Origin of the sequence: Pseudescherichia vulneris, from assembly GCF_902164725.1 — a bacterium.
Lineage (GTDB): Bacteria > Pseudomonadota > Gammaproteobacteria > Enterobacterales > Enterobacteriaceae > Pseudescherichia > Pseudescherichia vulneris.
This window is the reverse complement of the sequence record NZ_LR607338.1, coordinates 1,118,641-1,119,618: the sequence shown is the minus strand read 5'-3', so window position 1 is coordinate 1,119,618 and position 978 is coordinate 1,118,641. Positions and strand designations below refer to the sequence as shown.

The 978-nt window shown below is 55.9% G+C and carries 2 protein-coding genes; one reads left to right on the top strand and one right to left on the bottom strand.

Translation table 11 applies throughout. From position 1 onward, the window contains the following. Positions 1-94 (top strand): hypothetical protein (locus FN633_RS18595; RefSeq protein ID WP_425049184.1); only part of this gene is annotated, 94 nt, incomplete at its 5' end. Positions 95-102: 8 nt separating this feature from the next. Here FN633_RS18595 and FN633_RS04580 read toward each other — a convergent pair. Beyond that, positions 103-828: a 4'-phosphopantetheinyl transferase family protein gene (locus tag FN633_RS04580; protein ID WP_154056895.1), complete on the bottom strand. Its 726-nt coding sequence runs from the start codon at positions 826-828 to the stop codon at positions 103-105. Between the last annotated feature and the right edge of the window lie 150 nt (positions 829-978).

The following is a 978-nucleotide window of genomic DNA, read 5'->3' as shown; positions in this document are numbered from 1 at the left end:
AGAGAAGGCACGACAGCTGGTTACCTTTGTGCACCATCCGCTGGTGCAGAGCCTCACGGCATGGCTGGCGAAGCAGGGAATAAGGGGGTTTTAAAACAAAAACTAACCGATGCAGGTAATCACCGCGTCGTTGAGAAACGTATAGCTGCCGCTAAAGGCGGTTCCACACTTTAGCTCTGGAGTTAAGGTCTCGGTGAGAGTCAGGGTAAAGCGCTGCTCTGCTTCATCGACGTGCGTGACCTTTGCTGCCTGGAAATCAAAGTAGCGCCTCACTTCAGGCCACTGGGATTTATACAGGCTCTCCTTAGCTGAAAAGAGCGTTAGCAGCGCCTGCGGATAGGGCAGGGATAACGCGGACAGCAGCTGCTGTTCGTCTGACGAGGCGAACATGTCTGCCGTCTCCAGCATGACCTCGGGCTGCCACTGCTCAATGTCGATACCCGGCATCAGTCCCGTTGATTCAGGGGCGATAACAACCAGCGCATATTTATCACTGTGGGAGATACTGCCCCGCCAGCCAGCTGGCCACTGGGGAACGCGCTCATGGGTGCCAATAATCGTTGAAGCTACCTGCATCTGTCCGAGCAGAACCTGCCCGCAGTAGCGGCTCGCCAAGTATTCGGCTCTGCGCTTCGCCACCGCATTAGCCAGTGCCGTCGGGAACGGCTGCGAGAAACGCTGGAACAGCGCGTCGCTGTAGTGCGCCCGATCATACACCACGAGGCAGTAGGCCAGCGCAGGCAGATGACGGATGTAACCGGACTCCGCACGCCGGATAAAGGGTGGGGCGTCGAAGGTGCGGGTGGGGGAGAGCAGGGTGTTCGTCATGGGTCGTGGTTTTTATCTGATATTTCTCTACGCATCATAGATGGGTTTGCCAGAGCGAACGGGTAGTTTTGCATACCGGCTGATGACAAGTCCAAGTTCATTTATGCTAGATGCCAGCCTCGGTTTTTAGGGGTAACATTGCTCACAAAC

What these genes read in the sequence shown, in the direction of transcription:
- FN633_RS04580 (WP_154056895.1), bottom strand. Translation starts at nt 828, where the DNA reads ATGACGAACACCCTGCTCTCCCCCACCCGCACCTTCGACGCCCCACCC.